At 72.0% G+C, this 15479-nt stretch carries 15 protein-coding genes; 10 read left to right on the top strand and 5 right to left on the bottom strand.

Annotated elements, in window-relative coordinates; genetic code table 11:
• Positions 1–111: 111 nt before the first annotated feature.
• From GFD30_RS01065 to GFD30_RS01080, 4 genes are read left to right on the top strand one after another with little or no spacing between them, the layout of a single operon-like run.
• The gene (locus tag GFD30_RS01065) at positions 112–1029 is read left to right on the top strand and encodes an ATP-binding cassette domain-containing protein (RefSeq protein WP_153023356.1); all 918 of its coding nucleotides are present in this window, start codon (positions 112–114) and stop codon (positions 1027–1029) included.
• Positions 1029–1847, top strand: a complete 819-nt coding sequence (locus tag GFD30_RS01070; protein WP_153023357.1) for an ABC transporter permease — start codon at positions 1029–1031, stop codon at positions 1845–1847. Before GFD30_RS01065 ends, GFD30_RS01070 begins: the two co-directional genes overlap by 1 nt.
• A 28-nt stretch (positions 1848–1875) precedes the next feature.
• Positions 1876–3084 (top strand): sensor histidine kinase, encoded by a 1209-nt coding sequence (locus GFD30_RS27715; RefSeq protein WP_153023358.1) that lies wholly within the window; start codon positions 1876–1878, stop codon positions 3082–3084.
• Positions 3081–3752: a response regulator transcription factor gene (locus GFD30_RS01080; protein WP_322632807.1), complete on the top strand. Its 672-nt coding sequence runs from the start codon at positions 3081–3083 to the stop codon at positions 3750–3752. Before GFD30_RS27715 ends, GFD30_RS01080 begins: the two co-directional genes overlap by 4 nt.
• 168 nt (positions 3753–3920) lie before the next feature.
• On the opposite strand, the gene GFD30_RS01085 is transcribed toward GFD30_RS01080, so the two are convergent.
• Together GFD30_RS01085 and GFD30_RS01090 are read right to left on the bottom strand one after the other, a co-directional pair.
• Positions 3921–4688, bottom strand: a complete 768-nt coding sequence (locus tag GFD30_RS01085) for a class I SAM-dependent methyltransferase (protein ID WP_153023360.1) — start codon at positions 4686–4688, stop codon at positions 3921–3923.
• Positions 4689–4703: 15 nt separating this feature from the next.
• Positions 4704–5246: a GNAT family N-acetyltransferase gene (locus GFD30_RS01090; protein WP_322632808.1), complete on the bottom strand. Its 543-nt coding sequence runs from the start codon at positions 5244–5246 to the stop codon at positions 4704–4706.
• 142 nt (positions 5247–5388) lie between these two features.
• Here GFD30_RS01090 and GFD30_RS01095 point away from each other — a divergent pair, with 142 nt between their 5' ends.
• The 4 genes from GFD30_RS01095 to GFD30_RS01110 all read left to right on the top strand — a co-directional run bounded on the left by GFD30_RS01095 (position 5389) and on the right by GFD30_RS01110 (position 8960).
• A complete protein-coding gene (locus tag GFD30_RS01095) occupies positions 5389–6039 on the top strand; it encodes an HAD-IA family hydrolase (protein ID WP_227995699.1) in 651 nt (216 codons plus the stop codon).
• A 186-nt stretch (positions 6040–6225) separates the two neighbouring features.
• Entirely contained in the window at positions 6226–6828 is a 603-nt protein-coding gene (locus tag GFD30_RS01100) for a class I SAM-dependent methyltransferase (protein WP_153023362.1), read from the top strand.
• A 166-nt stretch (positions 6829–6994) separates the two neighbouring features.
• On the top strand, positions 6995–7888 hold the full coding sequence (locus GFD30_RS01105; RefSeq protein ID WP_194201805.1) for an alpha/beta fold hydrolase: 894 nt from the start codon (positions 6995–6997) through the stop codon (positions 7886–7888).
• Positions 7889–8195: 307 nt separating this feature from the next.
• The gene (locus GFD30_RS01110; protein WP_153023364.1) at positions 8196–8960 is read left to right on the top strand and encodes an SDR family oxidoreductase; all 765 of its coding nucleotides are present in this window, start codon (positions 8196–8198) and stop codon (positions 8958–8960) included.
• A 187-nt stretch (positions 8961–9147) separates the two neighbouring features.
• On the opposite strand, the gene GFD30_RS01115 is transcribed toward GFD30_RS01110, so the two are convergent.
• On the bottom strand, positions 9148–10173 hold the full coding sequence (locus GFD30_RS01115) for a potassium channel family protein (protein ID WP_227995700.1): 1026 nt from the start codon (positions 10171–10173) through the stop codon (positions 9148–9150).
• Between the two features lie 230 nt (positions 10174–10403).
• Positions 10404–11351, bottom strand: a complete 948-nt coding sequence (locus tag GFD30_RS01120; RefSeq protein ID WP_153023365.1) for an SDR family oxidoreductase — start codon at positions 11349–11351, stop codon at positions 10404–10406.
• Positions 11352–11541: 190 nt separating this feature from the next.
• Between GFD30_RS01120 and GFD30_RS01125 the strand changes: the two genes are divergently transcribed.
• Both GFD30_RS01125 and GFD30_RS01130 read left to right on the top strand, forming a co-directional pair.
• On the top strand, positions 11542–12381 hold the full coding sequence (locus tag GFD30_RS01125) for a helix-turn-helix transcriptional regulator (RefSeq protein ID WP_322632809.1): 840 nt from the start codon (positions 11542–11544) through the stop codon (positions 12379–12381).
• A 277-nt stretch (positions 12382–12658) separates the two neighbouring features.
• Positions 12659–13417: an SDR family oxidoreductase gene (locus GFD30_RS01130; protein ID WP_153023367.1), complete on the top strand. Its 759-nt coding sequence runs from the start codon at positions 12659–12661 to the stop codon at positions 13415–13417.
• Positions 13418–13532: 115 nt separating this feature from the next.
• Here the strand turns inward: GFD30_RS01130 and GFD30_RS01135 are convergent, their stop codons facing one another.
• Positions 13533–15431 carry a heavy metal translocating P-type ATPase gene (locus GFD30_RS01135; protein WP_153023368.1) on the bottom strand — a complete coding sequence of 633 codons (1899 nt, stop codon included), beginning with the start codon at positions 15429–15431 and terminating at the stop codon, positions 13533–13535.
• Between the last annotated feature and the right edge of the window lie 48 nt (positions 15432–15479).

The following is a 15479-nucleotide window of genomic DNA, read 5'->3' on the forward strand; positions in this document are numbered from 1 at the left end:
GCGGCGGCGCGGACCGCTGCTCGAGTCGTAGTACCGGGGTACCACTCGCGTCCCGGAAGATCGCTCTCGAAACGGATGGAGCGCCGCCCGGCGCGCCGTAGCGTCGTGGGCATGATCGAGATCGAGCACTTGACGAAGCGCTACGGCAAGAAGACCGCCGTGGACGATCTGACGTTCGCCGTCAAACCCGGCGTCGTGACGGGGTTCCTGGGGCCGAACGGCGCCGGGAAGTCCACCACGATCCGCGCCATCGTGGGACTGGACGCGCCGACCGCCGGCCTCGCCCGCGTCAACGGCAAGCACTACTCGGAGTTCCGGTCGCCGCTGACCGAGGTCGGCGCGCTCCTGGAGGCCAAGTCGGTGCACGCCGGGCGCAGCGCGTACAAGCACCTGCTGGCGCTCGCCCGCACCCACGGCATCCCGACCCGGCGCGTCCACGAGGTCATCGACCTCGTCGGCCTGCACGAGGTCGCCGGGAAGCGCGTGGGCGGGTTCAGCCTCGGCATGGGCCAGCGCCTGGGCATCGCGGTGGCGCTGCTGGGCGACCCGGCGGTGCTGATCCTGGACGAGCCGGTGAACGGCCTGGACCCGGACGGTGTGAAGTGGATCCGGCTGCTGCTCAAGGGCCTGGCCGCGGAGGGCCGGACGGTGTTCCTGTCCTCGCACCTGATGAGCGAGCTGGCGCAGACCGCCGAGCACCTGATCGTGATCGGGCAGGGCCGGCTGCTGGCCGACACCACGGTCGACGACTTCGTGTCGGGCAGCGGGCAGTCGCGGGTGCGGGTGGTCTCGCCGGATGCGGCGCGGCTGGCCGAGCACCTGGCCGGCCCGGGCGTCTCGATCGCGAGCCCGGAGCGGGGCGTGCTGGAGGTGAGCGGCACCGAGGCCGCGGTGGTGGGCCAGACGGCCGCCGCGCACGGCCTGGTCCTGCACGAGCTGCGGACCGACCGCGGCTCCCTCGAGGACGCGTTCATGCAGTTGACCGCGGACGCGGTCGAGTACCGAAACACTCTGGAAGGGGCGAAGTGATGACCGCCGCTGCGATGACCGACCGCCCGGCGTACGCGCCGAAGGGCGAGTACCGACTGACCGGGGCGGGGCTGCTGCGCTCGGAGTGGACGAAGCTGTGGTCGCTGCGGTCCACCTGGATCGTGCTGCTGTGCGCGGTCGTGTTCGCGGGCGGCCTCGGCGCGCTGATCTCGGGGTCCGTCCCGACGGACCAGGGGTTCTCGGGCGCGGACATGTCGCTCGGGTTCGCCATGGCCGGCGTGTCGCTGAGCTCGGTGTTCATCGCCGTGCTGGGCATCCTGACGGTCACCGGCGAGTACTCGACCGGTTCGATCCGCTCGACGATGTCGGCGGCGCCGCGGCGCCTGAGCGTGCTGTGGTCCAAGGCCGCCGTGTACGGCGCGGTCGTGGCCGCGCTCTTCACCGTCATGGTGTTCGCGACGTTCTTCCTGTCGCAGGCGCTGTTCGACGGCACCGCGCTGGGCGGGATCTCCGTCGGCGACGACGGGGTCCTCGGAGCGCTGCTCGGGTACGTGGCGATGATCGTCTACCTGGCGCTGCTGGCGATCGCGATCGGCGCGATCCTGCGGAACTCGGCGGGTTCGATCGGGTTCTACATCGGCGTGATCATGATCCTGCCGGAGCTGGCGACGCTGCTGCCGTGGAACTGGGTGTCCGACGTGACCCCGTACGCGCCCGGGAACGTCCCGAACACGCTGCTCCTGGTCGACACCTCGCAGGGGACGCTCGGCGTCGGCGAGTCGTGGCTGTGGATGGGCGTCTGGCTCGTCGTGGCCTACGGTCTGGCGGCCGTCCTGCTGAAGCGCCGGGACGTGTGACAATCGTCGGCGTGGTGAGAACGGCGTCGTGGCGCAGACCGTGAACGCGACCCGCAAGCGCGGGCTGTGGCAGCGGGTGTCGGAGTTCGACTCACGGCACCCGCTGCTTTGGAACCTGTTCCCGATCTTGCTGTACCTGTTCTTCGGGTGCCTCGGTGTGATCGGGGCGGCGATCGGCGAGGTCGAGTTCCGGCATCCGTGGGCGCAGGCCGCGGCGGCGGCGCTGTTCCTGGTGCCGACGATCTGGCGGCGGCGGTACCCGTTCTCGGTGCTGGTGAGCCAGCTGGCGCCGGCGGCGATCACGGTCCCGCTGGCGCTCACCGGGAACGGGTCGGGAGTCGTGGACGGCGCGGCGGCCCTGTCGTTCACGGTGGTGCTGTACAACGTGGTGCTGCGGCGCCCGCTCAGGCTCCTGTGGTGGGCGGCGCTGGTGTCGCTGGTGCCGACCTTGATCGACTGGGCGGTGAACCATCCGTTCTCGGTCGGGAGCTTCCTGGGGTACTTCGTGCCGACGGCGGTCTACTTCGGATTCATCGTGGCGATCGGGATGCTCGTGCGGACCCGCCGGGACTTCCAGAGCACCCAGCGCGACCAGGCGACCCGGGAGGCGGTCGCCGAGGAGCGCAACCGGATCGCGCGGGAGATGCACGACATCATCGGGCACAACCTGGCGGTGATCAACGCGCTCGCCGACGGCGGCTCGTACGCGGCCGCGGCCTCGCCGGACAAGGCGAAGGAGGCCCTGGAGGCGATCGGGCGGACGAGCCGGGAGGCGCTGGGCGAGCTGCGGCGGGTCCTGTCGGTGCTCAAGGCCGAGGACCCCGCGGAGATCGAGCTCGCACCCCAGCCGGGCCTGTCCGACATGGACGCGCTGATCGAGCGGGTCCGGGAGGCGGGGCTGCCGGTGACGCTGCGGGTCTCGGGCGATCCGTGGGAGCTGACGGAGAACCAGCAGCTCGCGGTGTACCGGACGGTGCAGGAGTCGCTGACGAACGTCCTCAAGCACGCGACCGGGCCGAGGCGGGCCGAGGTGTCCCTGGAGTACCAGGACTCGGGTCTGTCGTTGACGGTGTCGAACTCCGGCGACCGGGTCGACCAGGCCGGGACCGCGCGCGGTCTGGCGGGGCTGGCGGAGCGGGCGGCGGCGTTCGGCGGCACAATGGTGGCCGGGCCCGAGGCGCGCGGCGGATGGCGCGTCGCCTTGTGGATGCCCGAGAACGGGAAGGAACGCCGGTGACCACGCTGCTCATCGTTGACGACCACCCTCTGCAGCGCATGGGGTTCCGGATGCTCGTGGAGAGCCAGCCGGACCTGGTGGTGCTCGGCGAGGCCGAGAACGGGGCGGACGCGGTGCGCCGTGCGACCGAGCTGGGCCCGGACGTGGTCCTCATGGACGTGCGCATGCCCGGTGTCGACGGCATCGAGGCGACCCGGCGGATCATCGCCGCGGGCGGGCGCAGCCGGGTCCTGGTCCTGACGACGTTCGACCTCGACGAGTACGCGTACGCGGCGCTGCGGGCGGGCGCGAGCGGGTTCCTGGTCAAGGACGCCCAGCCCGAGGAGCTGCTGGCGGGCATCCGCGTGGTCGCGGCCGGGGACGCCGTGGTGGCCCCGAAGCTCACGCGCCGGCTCCTGGACCGGTTCGCCGACCAGTTCCCGGTCGGCGACGAGGCCGAGGCGGGCGCCGACGCCCAGCTCGACGTGCTCACCGAGCGCGAGCGCGAGGTCCTGACCGCGATCGGCAAGGGCTGGAACAACACCGAGATCGCCGAGCGGTTCCACCTCGCCGAGTCGACCGTGAAGACGCACGTGGGGCGCATCCTCGCCAAGATCGGGGCCAGGGACCGCGTGCAGGCGGTCATCTTCGCCTACAACACCGGACTGGTCTCGCCCGAGAGCCGCTGAGGCACCTTGCCGCAGGCGCATGCGCGCCGTGCGCCGGCGGTGATATGTCACATGGCACGTGTCATATGGCGCCGGCGGCCGCGAGGACGTGTGGGAGCCGGACGAGGACGTGGGGCCCGGAGACCACCTGGCCGGGCGACGCCCGCTACTCGGGCGGCCAAAGGGCGTTCACAGGCGCGTGAACGCGAGCAGGTCGCATTCGGCCTCGACCGGCCGCGACACGGTCTCCTCGGCGGCGTCCGCCTCCAGGGCGGCCAGGCCGTCCCGGTACTCCTCGTCGGTGAGGTGCTCGTACACCGACAGGGCCCGCATGCGCTGGCGCTCGGTGTACTCGCGGAGGCTGTCGGCGGAGCGGTGGTGGACCTCGAGGAGCCCGGCGTGCGCGAACCCGGCGGCGGCGAAGACGCCGACGGTCTCGCCGAGCGTCGGGAACAGTTCCATGTCGATGTCCCGGCTGCGCGGGAAGTACCGGTAGAGCAGCAGGTCCTTGAGGCGGTCGGCGAGGGTCGTGGCGATGAGCAGCCGCGCGCCGGGCGCGAGGACCCGGGCGAGCTCGCGGGCCGCGGCGGGCCGGTCGGGTACGTGGTGCCACACCAGGAACATGAGCGCCAGGTCGACGCCGGCGTCGTCGAGCGGCAGGTCCTCGGCGCTGCCCTCGACATAGGTGACGAGCGGGTGCGAGGACTCGACGTGGGCGACCTCGCGCATCCGCGCGGACGGCTCGACGCCGACGACCTCGGCGCCGAACGCGTCGGCGAGGACGGGCGCGAACCGGCCGGTGCCGGAGCCGACGTCGGCGATGCGGGAGATCCGGCGGTCGCCGGCCAGGTCGCGGAAGGCCCGCATCCAGTTGCGGCGGCTGGACGGCAGGAGCCTGCGTCCCTTGGCGTATCCGGCGTGCTGGGTGCGGTCGTAGTCGACGCGTTCGAGCCCCACGGTGTTCCCCCTCGTTCAGTCGGCCCCGGGCGCGGTCGGCACCCAGAAGCGCAGCTTGTCGCCGCGGCGGTCCTCGAGTACCCCGCCGTTCGCCTCGATGACCTTGCGGGAGGCGGTGTTGTCGGCGTCGCAGGTGATGAGGGCCTTCTCGATGCCGTAGGACGCGGCGACGGGCAGGGCGGCGGCGAGCATGGCGGTGGCGTGGCCGCGTCGGCGCGCGGAGGGGCGCACGTCGTAGCCGATGTGGCCGCCGATGTCGCGCAGGTACTCGTTGAGGCGGTGCCGGATGTTGATGCGCCCCAGCCAGGTGTCGCCGTCCACCCACCAGTGGGTGGTGGAGGGCACGAAGGAGGCGGGCGGGTCCTCGGTGAGCATGCGCTCCATCTCCAGGACGCCGGTGATCCAGACCGAGGGGTCGTCGGGCGGGCCGAACCGCTGGATGAGGTCGCCCAGGAGGCTCCCGTCGTCAGGTCCGCCGCGGCCTTCGGCGATGAACTCGCGGACCGCCTCCGCGAACGAGCGGGCCAGCCGGTCGGTGGGAAGGATCAGTTCTGGCACGGTTGCGACGGTAATGGACCCGTTCCGGGACTGCAACCGCAAACCGCACGCGCACCGCGAGTTCGCGGATCGGCGCGGGAAATGTAGCGCGGCCGTCATCTTGCGTTGGTACCGTTGCGGGTCGGTTCAAGGGAGGTTCCGCATGGGCGGTTCGGTGCTGGCGGCTTCGGTGCTGCTGTTCGACATGGACGGGACGCTGGTCGACTCGACGGCGTCGGTGGAGCGGGCGTGGGGGCGGTTCGCCGCCCGCCACGGCCTGGAGGCCGCGGCGATCCTGGCGGTGGCGCACGGGCGCCCGACGATCGAGGTGGTCGCCGAATTCGCGCCTCCGGGCGTGGACGTGGTCGGCGAGACCGACCGCATCGAAGCCGAGGAGATCGACCGCACCGACGGCATCAGCGAGATCCCCGGCGCCGCCGCGCTGCTGGAGTCCCTCGACCCGTCCCGCTGGGCGGTCGTCACGTCGGCGACCCGCGCGCTCACCCTCCGCCGCCTCGCCGCGGTCGGCATCCCGCTCCCGAAGGTCCTCGTCGCCGCCGACGACGTCACCAAGGGCAAGCCCCACCCGCAGCCCTACATGCTCGCCGCCCGCGCGCTCGGCTTCGACGCGAGCGCCGCGGTCGCCTTCGAGGACGCCCCGGCAGGGCTCATCTCGGCCACGGAGGCCGGCGCGGCCACGGTGGTCGTCGGCGGGTACGAGGGCGACGCCACCGCCGGCCTCCCCCGCGTTCCCGACCTGACCGGCGTCACCGTGACCCAGGACGGCCCGGCCCTGGCGGTGCACCTGCCCTGAGCGGTCACCGCTGCCCGCATCCGCTGTCATGTTTCCGACAATGCAGTGCCGGGTCCGTGTGCGCCCGTTCGATGCGGCACGGGAACCCACGTGCGGTTCCCGATCGGTTCCGCCTCGATTCCCGTGCCGCTTCAGGATCCGGCCCCCGCATGCGCCCTGGTCGACGAGGTGCTCCACGATGGGGGCATGACCCCGACCGGCAGCAGGCGATGGAACCACAACATCCATTACTTCCCGCGCATACTGGGCGCGGTCCCGGCCACCGCTCGCCGCGCACTCGACGTCGGTTGCGGTGAAGGGATGCTCGCGCGCGAGCTGCGTCGGATCGTTCCGCAGGTGACCGGCATCGACCTCGACCGCCCCAGCGTCGACGAGGCGCGCCGGCACGGCGACGACATCGACTACGTCCTCGGTGATTTCCTCACGCATCCGTTCACGCCGGCCTCGTACGACTTCGTCTCCTCGGTCGCGACCCTGCACCACCTGGACGCCGCAACCGGGTTGAACCGCATGCGCGAACTGCTGCGCCCCGGCGGTGTTCTGGCCGTCGTGGGGCTGGCCCGCAGCGAGATTCCAAGGGATCTGCCGTGGGACCTGGCCGGAGCCGCCGTCGGGACGGCCCACCGCGCCTTCAAAGGACACTGGGAGCATCCGTCCCCGACGGTGTGGCCGCCTCCGGCGACCTATTCGCAGATGCGAACGCTGGCGGCCGAGATCCTGCCGGGCGCCCGGTACCGGCGCCATCTGCTGCTGCGCTACAGCATCATCTGGCGCCGACCACCTGAGTGAGGCCTGTCGAGCGTGTGCGCCGGTGCCGCCCCGGTCCGGTCCGAGCGCGCGACCCGACCGGCGTGCGGCGTTCTCGGTGCAGGCGGCCGATTCCTGTACGGTGGAGACCGGTGTGCCGGGAAGTCTGGTCGGCGATGAACATGTTCATCCGCTGATCGGAGCACCCTTGCGCGACCTCTACAAGTCCCGTGCCGACCGCGAGGTCATCGTGCGATGGTGCCGTGCACGGCTGGACGCCTGGGAGGTGCCGCACCGCCGCGAGACGATCGCGGTCGAGGGCACCCCGGTGCACCTGACCCACATCGGTACCGGACCCGCCCGGGTCGTGTTCGTGCCGGGCACGAACTTCAACGCGGCCACGAGCTTGACGGTCGCGCGTTCCCTTGCTCGCCACTGGGACACGACGCTCATCGACCTGCCTGGACAGCCGGGGCTCAGCAGCGGCGGGCGCCCGCATGCCGCCCACCGCGCCTGGTACGGGCGCATGCTCGCCGAGACCCTAGACGCGTTCGGCGCCGATCAGGTCGTGGCGGTCGGCCATTCGCTCGGCGGGTCGGTGCTCCTGTCGTGCGACTCGGACCGGATCGCCGGTCGCGTACTGCTCGCACCCGCCGGTGTCATACCGCTGCATGTGGACATGCGGATGATGGTGCCTTCCCTCCGGTGGCTGCTCGCACCGAGCCAGGAGCGGTCCGAAGCGCTGCTCGCCGACTTCACCGCGCCCGGCCACGCGCCGCCCGAGGCGATCGTCCAATGGCTCCAGCTGGTGGCCGCCCACTGCCGCTCCACCCTCGCCCCGCCGCCACTGCCCGAGGCCGTCCTGCGGCGCCGCCTCGGGTCACCGCTGATCGTCGCGACCGGAGCCCATGACTGCTTCCTGCCTCCGGCGCGCCTCGGACCGGCGGTCAGGGAGAGGCTCGGCGTCGACCTGCACGTCATCGACGACGCCGGCCACCTCGCCGCCGACGAGCAGCCCGAGGCGATCACCACGCTCGTCGCCCTCATGCTCGCCGACCCCGACGCCCCGCTGACCGCCTTCACCAGGAGGAACGACCGGTGAATCGGCCCAGAACCGACTGGTGTCCCTTCGCGAGGCGGGGAACACCGGCGTCAGGGTGATGCAGTTCCGACGGACCGGAGCTGTCCGCCCTCATACCTTCGCCCAGGGGTCTGCGTTGAAACGGAAGGGCTCGGACGTTCGGTCAGTCGCATCCCCTGTCAGGTGAGCCGGTCCCGTGGCGTCGGGTCAGGACCGAATGCCGGCGGTCGCGGCCGGTGCGGTCCGGCCGCCTGACGCCGGATGTCACACCGTCGAGCGCCCGAACGTCATGGGAGGTGATCGAAGCCGAACCCATAGGAGATCGAACATGAACGCCGACAACGCATCAAGCCGGATCGCCCTGATCACCGGTGCGAACAGGGGCATCGGCCGCGCCACCGCCGAGCGGCTCGCCGCGCTCGGTGCCACCGTCGTCATCGGCGCCCGGCACCGCGAGCGCGGGGAGGCGGCCGCTGCGTCGATCCGGGAGTCCGGCGGCGACGCCCGCGCGGTCGCGCTCGACGTCACCGACCAGGCGACGGTCCAGCAGGCCGCCGAAGAGATCGAGGAGCGCTACGGCCGCCTCGACGTGCTGGTCAACAACGCCGGCATCTCCGGGTCGGGGAACGCCGCGCCGCAGGATGCGGTCGACCGCGTACCGAGCGCGGTCGACCTCGCCGTCGTGCGGGAGGTGTTCGAGGTCAACGTCTTCGGTGTCATCGCCGTCACGAACGCGATGCTCCCGCTGCTGCGGGCCTCCGACGCCGGCCGCATCGTCAATCTCACCAGCCACGCCGCCTCGCTCACGCTCTACGCCGACCCTCAAGGGCCCCTTGCGGGCCTGCCCTCGGTCGCGTACTCGCCTTCGAAGACCGCACTGAACGCGGTCACGGTGCAGTACGCCAACGAACTGCGCGGTGAGGGCATCCTCGTCAACGCGGTCGCCCCCGGCTACGTCGACACCGAGATCAACGGGAACACCGGGATCCTCACTCCGGAGCAGGCCGCCGAGCACGTCGTGGACCTGGCGCTGCTCGGCGGGGACGGTCCGACCGGCGGATTCCACAGCGCCGATGGGCCGCTCCCCTGGTAGACCTCGCGCAGCGGGCCGACCGGGCCCGCGGCCGACCTGCCGCGGGTCCCGATCGGCGCGGGTTCAGTTGGGAGAGTGAACGGTGCCGTCGTCCCAGTCGCGGGTGGCGCCGCGATGTTTCCAGAAACGTTCCAGGACTTCCGTCGACGTCGGGCCGGGCGCGGCGTCCGCGGCTCGCGGTGCGGGCTCACGGGCTCCACTCGTGCTGCGGCGGGTCGGAGCGCGACCATCGATGCAGCCCTTCGAGAAAGATCCGAGTGCGGCACGCCGTGTCCACCGCCCGCCGGTGCTCGGCCTGCGACACGGGCACGCCGAGCGCCGCCGCCAGGGAGTCATCCACAAGGGACACCGCGGCGCGGTCGCGTTCGCTCGGGACGGGATCGGCGAGTCGCCGCGTGACGGCGTCGCCGAGGTAGATCTCGGCGACCGTGCACTGCATCCGGGCCTGCGCCGAACACAACGCCTCGGCGGCCGTCCGCAGGCCCGGCGCGTACTCGGCGGCGACGAGGGCGGTCACCGTCGCCTCCGCGACATGCCGCAGCGCGCGCTCGGGGTCGTACTCCGGACGCCGCGAGCGGTAGGTGAACGCGACCAGCGGATAGCGGTGCGCCATCTCGTCGACGGCGCGCAGGTGCTCCGCCCAGCTCCGACAGCGCTCGCGGGTCTCGTCGACGCCCGCCTCGGCGAGGCAGTCGGTGAGCATCGTGACGCCGCCCTGGCCTCGGGCGTCGTCGTGGAGGGCGAGGGTGAACCGGTTGCGCGTCGCCACACCGCCGACGACCTCGATCACATAGGTCGCCATCCCGGTGAACATGGTGAATCCGACCCCGGCGCCGAACACGGATATCAGCTGCGCCTGTGTGGACAGCGGAGTGAGGTCGCCGTAGCCCAGCACCGTGATCGTGCCTGCGGCGTAGTACAGCGCATCGGCGAAGTCGGGGGTGCCGAGCGGGGTCTGGACCGCGAAGTCGGTGTCCAGCAGGCGCCACACCGCGAGCGCCAGTCCGACGATCGCCAGCAGGATCCAGCCGAGGAACGTGCAGGCCAGCATCGCCGGCCCCGCCAGCGCGAACACGAAGGTGCCGAGCCGGGTGCTCAACCGGGTCGTCGCGCTCCACACGACGCGCCTGACCGCCGTGGCGAGCAGTCCCTCGCGGTCCGGGTGGAGCACGGTGACGGCCGCGTCCCAGGCCACCGCCACGATGAGGGCCAAACCGAGTATCTGTACGGCGATCACGCGGGAGCAGTACCCACTTCGACCGATGCTGACGCGCGGCGGGCCTTCGCCGCAAGGCACCGGCGGATGGGCCGGAATCGGTCCCGAAGCGGACCGGTTTCGCCGCGAGGGGACGTCCGGCATCGGCCGGATGCCGGACGTCTGGGGCACGCCGGGATCGAGCTCAGGTGGTCGCTTCCGGGGCTCGCGGTTCTCGGGACGGCATCTCAGGCGGTCGGAAACGCGGTCGTCGTCAGCGCTTCCGAGACCTCCCAGACGCGCCGCGCCTCGTCCTCGCGGCCGCGCAGCGGCCGGTACATCCGGTGCTCGACGGGAGGGCCTCCGAGATTTCCCGGGCCGCCGGGGCCGTACAGCGCGCCGGCCTTCGCCTCGGGGCCGGTCGCGGCCATGAGCGCGGGCAGCTTCGCCGTCTCGACGGTGCCGAGGAGGATGCCGCGGGCCGAGAGCGCCCGGATCAGGCGGATGTTCGGCGTGTCCTCGTCGCGTCCGAGTTCGGGGCGGGCGGCCAGCAGGCTGGTGGGCGCCACGCCCGGGTGGGAGAGGTTGCTGGTGATCCCCCACGCGAGGGCCCTGCTGCGGCGTTCCAGCTCGAGCCCGAACAGCCCGAGCGCGATCTTGGACTGGCTGTATGCGCGCATGACGTGGTACGAGCGCTCCCAGTTCAGGTCGGCCCAGTTGACCCGGCCCCGCCGGGCGGCGACGCTGATCTGCGAGGTGACCCGGGCCCGGCCTTCGCGAAGCAGCGGGAGCAGCGAGCCGACCAGTGCGAAATGGCCCAAGTGGTTGGTGCCGAACTGGAGCTCGAAGCCGTCTGCTGTGGTGAGCCGGTTCGGCGGCTGCATCACGCCCGCATTGTTGATCAGGAGGTGGACGGGCCGCCCGTCCGCCCGCATGGCCTCGCCGAACGCCGCGACCGACTCCAGCGACGACAGGTCCAGGCTGCGGAGCGAGACCTGGGCGTTCGGTGCGCTGCGCCGGATGGTCTCGATTGCGCGCTCGCCTTTGCCGAGGTTGCGGACGGGCATGATGACCTCCGCGCCGGCCGAGGCGAGACGGGCGGCGATGCCGAGGCCCATCCCGTCGCTGGCGCCGGTGACGACGGCGCGCTTGCCGGTCAGGTCCGGAACGGCGATGTCGAATTCGGTGCGTGTCATGGTGGATGCTCCTCGCGGTGGTGGTGTCGCAACCACCGTGCTCGATGCGGCGGCCGCTATCCAGGGCCTCCCGGTCCGAGGCTGAGCGGGCCGCCCTCGGGTTCGGGCCGGCAAGGGGGGATCGGCGAGTCCTGGCTGAGCGCGCTCGCGGGACGCTATACATGAGCCAGCTCGCGAGAGGGAGGGCATGGTGATCGATCGCTCCGGACTGGCCGAGTTCCTTCGGGCGCGGCGCGAGGCGCTGCAGCCCGAGGACGTCGGCCTGCCTCGCGGGTTCCGCCGCAGGACCGCCGGCCTCCGGCGCGAGGAGGTCGCGCTGCTGTGCCACATGTCGACCGACTACTACGCCCGGCTGGAGCGGCGGCGCGGGCCGCAGCCGTCCGAGCAGATGCTCGCCTCGATCGCGCAGGGCCTGCACCTGTCGCACATCGAGCGCGACCACCTGTTCCGCCTCGCCGGCCACAATCCGCCGGTGCAGGGGGCGGTGAGCGAGCACATCAGCCCGGGGCTGCTGCGGGTGCTCGACCGCATCGACGACACGCCGGCCGAGATCGTCACCGAACTCGGGGAGACGCTGAGGCAGACGACGCTCGGCGTCGCTCTCACCGGCGACACGACCCGCTTCAAGGGTCCCGAGCGCAGTCTCGGCTACCGGTGGTTCACCGATCGCGCCGCTCGCGCACGCTACGATCCGGCGGAGCACGACTTCCTGAGCCGCATGTACGCCTCGGGCCTGCGGGAGGTCCTGGCGCTGCGCGGCCCGGGTTCCCGGGCCGCTCGGCTCGCCGACCTGCTGCTCGAACGCAGCGAGGAGTTCCGGCGGCTGTGGGCCGACCACGAGGTGGGCGTACGCCCGAACGAGGTCAAGCACTTCATCCATCCCGAGGTCGGGGCCCTCGAACTGCACTGCCAGCGGCTCGTCGATCCGGGACACGCGCACTCGCTGCTGGTCTACACCGCCGTTCCCGGCTCCGAGAGCCACGAGAAGCTGCGGCTGCTCTCCGCCATCGGGACCCAGTCGATCCATTAGGGACAGGCTGGCGTCCGTCCCGGCCGGTCGTCGACGTGGAGACCCGCCGTGCCCGCAGTGGCCGTGAAGCCATACCGCCGGCGATCAGGTCCGGTTCCTTCGCCAGTACGGCCCGCGCCTGTGCGCCCGCCCGCCCGCGGACGAGCGCTGACCGCTGTACGTGCCCGAAAGCACAGGCACCGTCAAGACATTCGTCTCGCGCACCCGTCTGGTTTCCTCGCCGCCGTCCGTCAGTGGGGTAGGGAGCAGATCCCGCACGGAACGAAGGAGAACAACCATGAACACCGATCTGACGCAGCCGACGCAGCAGGCCGGCCACGCCCTCGTCACCGGGGCCAACAAGGGCCTCGGCTTCGAGACCGCCCGCCGCCTCGGCGAACTCGGCTACACCGTGTTCCTCGGATCGCGCGACGAGCAGCGCGGCAAGGAGGCCGCAGCGGCGCTCGCCGACAGCGGTTCGGACATCGTCGTGGTCCCGCTCGACGTCGCCTCGGACGAGTCGGTCGCCGAGGCCCTGCGGATCGTCGGCGAGCGCACCGACCGCCTCGACGTGCTCGTCAACAACGCCGGCGCACCGGGGCACATGGTCCACCCCGGCCAGGCCACTCCCGAAGAGCTGCACGGCGTCTACGACGTGAACGTGTACGGGCCCGTGCGGGTCACCAACGCGTTCCTGCCGCTCCTCGAAGCCGCCGACAATCCCCGAGTCGTCATGGTGTCGAGCGGGATCGGGTCGTTCACGGTGACCGCGGGCGACGAGTACAGGCTCCCGCTGCACGAGTTCGCGTATTCCTCGTCGAAGGCCGCGCTCAACATGATCACCGTCCGGTACGCGCAGGCCTACCCGGGGATCAAGTTCAACGCGATCACGCCCGGCGAGGTCGCCAACGGCAAGTTCGCGGCCACCGACATGAACCAGCACCGCGGCCAGCTCACCGCCGCCGAAGGCAGCGACCCGATCGTCGAGCGCGCCACCCTCGGCGCCGACGGCCCGACCGGGACGTTCATCGACCGCCTCGGCCCGGTCGGCTGGTAGCCCGAGAGCGGCGGACGGAAGCGGGCCGGAGCGGGCCGGCTCGCAGACGCCGGCCCGCTCGATGCACGCCGCACGAGGTTCACCTTCAGTCCGGACGCCGGTGGGGAGGACGCGATCACGTCGCGGCGGCGACCGGTTCGGGGAGGCGGGCCGCGGTGCCGCTGCGCCGTTCGCGCCAGTGCCGGGACGAGAGCAGCCGCAGCCCGTTGAGGCCCACGATCACTGTAGACAGCTCGTGGCCGGCCACGCCGAGAACCAGAGGCAGCGTCCCGAACAGGTCCCAGGATGCGAGCACGAGGATCACCGCCGCGGCGAAGGCCAGGTTCACGCGGGCGACCCGCCTGGCCCGGCGGGCCAGGTCGACGGCCGCCGGGACGGCCGTGAGCCGCCGACCGACCAGGACCACGTCCGCGGCCTGGAGGGCCAGGTCCGATCCCGTACCGCCCATGGCGACACCGACGTGCGAGGCCGCGAGCGCGGGCGCGTCGTTGACGCCGTCGCCGACGTAGAGCGTCCGCGTCCCGGCCAGCCGGTCGGCCTTGTCCCCCGGCAGCAGCGCGGCCTCGGCGCGCTCGATGCCGGCGGCCCGGGCGACCCGACGCGCCGCCGAACCGTGGTCGCCGGTGAGCAGGAGCGGCGCGCTTCCCAACTGCGCCCTGAGGTCTGAGACTGCGAGTGCGGCCTCTGGCCGGACCGCATCGGTCAGACCGATGACACCGAGGGGTCGGCCGTCGGCGATCACCACGGCGACGGTCAGTCCCGCTGCCTCGAATTCCGCGACGGCCTGCCGCGTGGCGGCGTGGTCGATGCCTTCGAGCAGCACCGGGTGACCGACCGCCACGTCGACGCCGTCGACGCGGGCGCGGACGCCGCGGCCGGGCACGGCGGCGAACGATTCGACCGGCGAGACGGGCCCGATCCGGCCGAGGACGCGTCCGATCGGATGCTCGCTGCGGACTTCGGCGGAGGCGACCAGGTTCCGCAGCCGCGCTTCGTCGCCGTCGAGCACTGCGATGCGGTCGACCTCGGGTTCGCCGTTGGTGAGCGTCCCGGTCTTGTCGAAGGCCGCGGCGTCGACCTCGGCGAGGCGCTCCATCATCAGGCCGCTCTTGACGAGCACGCCGTTGCGGCCGGCCAGGGCGACGGCGGCCAGCAGCGGCGGCATGGTGGCCAGGACGATCGCGCACGGACTGGCCACGATCATGAAGGTCATCGCCCGCAGCAGCGTCGGTTCGAACGCGGCGCCGAACACGAGCGGCAGCGCGATGAGCGCCGAGGTCGCACCGACGACGGCGAGCGAGTACGGCTGCTCGATCCTCTCGATCGTCAACTGGGTCTTCGACTTCGCCTCGGACGCCTCCTCGACCTGCCGGGCGATCCGGGCCAGCACCGTGTCCTCGCTCGAACGCGAGACCCGGACTTCGAGGGCTCCCGTGCCATTCAGCGTCCCGGCCAGCACCGCGGAACCGGGTGCCTTGCGGCCGGGCAGGGCCTCACCGGTGAGGGTGGACTCGTCGACCTCCGATTCTCCGCCGGTCACCGTTCCATCGGCGGGAATGCGTTCGCCCGGCCGGACCAGGACCATGTCGCCCGGGACCAGCGCAGCGGCGTCCACGTCCTCTTCGCGGCCGTCGGCCAGCCGAACCGCCCGTTCGGGGGCGTGTTCGAGCAGGCTCCGGACGGACTCGGCGGTCCGCTCGGTCAAGACCGCCTCCAGCGCACCGGAGGTCGCGAAGATGACGATGAGCAGGGCACCGTCGAACCACTGCCCGATCGCGGCGGCCGCCAGCGCGGCCAGCACCATGAGCAGGTCGACCTCGAAGCGCGGCTTGAGGAGCGCGCTGACGCCCTCCCAGGCCGGGCCCCATCCGCCGGCGATGTAGCAGGCGGCGTACGCCGCGGTCCACACCCAGGCCGGGGCGCCGGAGAACTGGGCGGCGGCGCCCGCGACGAACAGGGCGAGGGCGGCTGCGGCCCAGCGCACGTCGGGCAACCGGAACATTCTCGCGAACATGCGCATGATCGTATCTTCGCAATCACGAAGATAGCAAGGCACGGTACG

The organism is Glycomyces albidus (assembly GCF_009451885.1).
GTDB classification, from domain to species: Bacteria; Actinomycetota; Actinomycetes; order Mycobacteriales; family Micromonosporaceae; genus Glycomyces; species Glycomyces albidus.

Excerpts from the sequence above, each read along its gene's own strand:
- GFD30_RS01065 (WP_153023356.1), top strand. The coding sequence starts at position 112 with ATGATCGAGATCGAGCACTTGACGAAGCGCTACGGCAAGAAGACCGCC.
- GFD30_RS01100 (WP_153023362.1), top strand. The coding sequence starts at position 6,226 with ATGACCCCGACCGGCAGCAGGCGATGGAACCACAACATCCATTACTTC.
- GFD30_RS01110 (WP_153023364.1), top strand. The coding sequence starts at position 8,196 with ATGAACGCCGACAACGCATCAAGCCGGATCGCCCTGATCACCGGTGCG.
- GFD30_RS01095 (WP_227995699.1), top strand. The coding sequence starts at position 5,389 with ATGGGCGGTTCGGTGCTGGCGGCTTCGGTGCTGCTGTTCGACATGGAC.
- GFD30_RS01130 (WP_153023367.1), top strand. The coding sequence starts at position 12,659 with ATGAACACCGATCTGACGCAGCCGACGCAGCAGGCCGGCCACGCCCTC.
- GFD30_RS01120 (WP_153023365.1), bottom strand. The coding sequence starts at position 11,351 with ATGACACGCACCGAATTCGACATCGCCGTTCCGGACCTGACCGGCAAG.
- GFD30_RS01135 (WP_153023368.1), bottom strand. The coding sequence starts at position 15,431 with ATGTTCGCGAGAATGTTCCGGTTGCCCGACGTGCGCTGGGCCGCAGCC.
- GFD30_RS01070 (WP_153023357.1), top strand. The coding sequence starts at position 1,029 with ATGACCGCCGCTGCGATGACCGACCGCCCGGCGTACGCGCCGAAGGGC.